The organism is Sporosarcina sp. ZBG7A (assembly GCF_000813425.1).
In the GTDB taxonomy this organism is placed as follows: Bacteria; Bacillota; Bacilli; order Bacillales_A; family Planococcaceae; genus Sporosarcina.
This window is the reverse complement of sequence record NZ_JWIB01000065.1, coordinates 1-1735: the sequence shown is the minus strand read 5'-3', so window position 1 is coordinate 1735 and position 1735 is coordinate 1. Positions and strand designations below refer to the sequence as shown.

Below are 1735 nucleotides of genomic sequence, written 5' to 3'. Positions count from 1 at the left end.
GATTTTCGGCACTGCTTTTTTCTCATTACATTAAACTAATTCTAACCACGCAACAGCCTCACAATGTGTCGAGTGCGGGAACATGTCCACTGGCTGGATTTCTTGTGTTTTGTAGCCGCCATCTTCTAAGATTCTCAGATCACGGGCTAATGTTGCTGGATTACAGGAAACATAGACGACGCGACCTGGTTTGTGCGTAAGGATCGTCTCGAGCAGCTTTTCATCGCAGCCTTTTCGAGGTGGATCGACTACTAAGACATCGAACGTTTTTCCTTCGCTGTACCATTTCGGAATGACGTCTTCCGAGGCGCCTGTTTCGAAGTGCGCATTGTCGATGCCGTTCAGAGCAGCATTCCGTTTTGCGTCTTCGATAGCTTGCGGAACGATTTCAACGCCATATACTTCTTTTGCTTGTTTTGCGAGGAAGAGTGAGATAGTTCCAATGCCGCAGTAGGCATCGATGACTGTTTCAGTTCCTGTTAACTGTGCGAAGTTGAGCGCTTGATTGTATAGCGTTTCAGTTTGCACAGGATTTACTTGATAGAACGAACGTGCAGAGATTTCAAAGTCAACGCCGCCGATTGTGTCGATGATGACGTCTTTACCATAGAGATTCAAGGTTTCATTGCCAAAAATGACGTTTGTCTTTTGTGTATTGACGTTTTGCATGATGGATGTGACATCTGGAACCACGCGTTTGATGGCTTTGATAACTAGTTCTGATTCCGGGAATTTACGTTGTGTTGTGACAAGAACGACCATTAGTTCACCGGTTGCACGGGCTTTCCGGACGACTAAGTGGCGTAAGAATCCTTTATGTTTGTGTTCATCATACGCGTCGATTCCAAGGATTTGTAATTCGCGTTTCAACATTGACATGAGTTCGTCGGCTTCTTCACTTTGGATGATGCAGACGTCGGTATCGACGATATGATGCGTTTTCGAACGATAAAATCCGGAGACGACTTGACCATCACGTTCGCTGAAAGGAATCTGGGATTTGTTCCGATAGCGCCATGGGTCTTCCATGCCGAGTACGGGATGTACGGGGACGTCCGGCAGCTTGGCGATACGGTCGATGGCGTCACGTACGGTTTTCTGCTTTTGCTTCAGTTGTGCTTCGTACGTAAGATGCTGGATTTGGCATCCCCCGCATTCGGGGTATACGTGGCATGGGCCGTCGATGCGTTCAGGTGAAGGCGTAATGATGTTGAGTAGTTTTGCGAATCCGTAGTTTTTCAGTGTTTTGCCTACTTTGACTTCCACTTCTTCCCCTGGTAGTGCGCCGGGGATGAAAAGCGGATAGCCTTGGACTTTTCCGACGCCTGAGCCGTCGTGTGTAAGATCTTCTATGTGAACGACGAGTCGGTCGTTTTGGTGTACTGCATAGGTCATGAGTTCGTGCCCTCCAGTTTTCGGTCTGTACTGTAGTTTACCATAGGAAGAGGTGAGTTGCTTGAGTAGATTTTGTGGAAGTTGGAGAGGACTTGGATTGGTTGCCTGCTTGAGCGGAATTCTGGGTCGCTTGATCACTTTTCAGCTTGCTTGAGCGGATTCGTGCCTGCTTGATCATTTTCAGAGTTACTTGATCAGAATAAGTACATGCATGATCACTTTTGTACATGCTTGAGCGGATTTGAGAGCCCCTCAAGCAGAATGGAAAAGTTATCAGAGACTTTATCCTTATAAAAAAGGTTCTAAATCAAATGTTGGGGTGATGTGATACGCACGTCAC

General features: G+C 46.7%; 1 protein-coding gene. It reads right to left on the bottom strand.

Features of this window, described 5'->3' with window-relative positions:
• Positions 1-30 precede the first annotated feature (30 nt).
• On the bottom strand, positions 31-1395 hold the full coding sequence (gene rlmD / locus RL70_RS16930; RefSeq protein WP_039044571.1) for a 23S rRNA (uracil(1939)-C(5))-methyltransferase RlmD: 1365 nt from the start codon (positions 1393-1395) through the stop codon (positions 31-33).
• Positions 1396-1735: the final 340 nt, after the last annotated feature.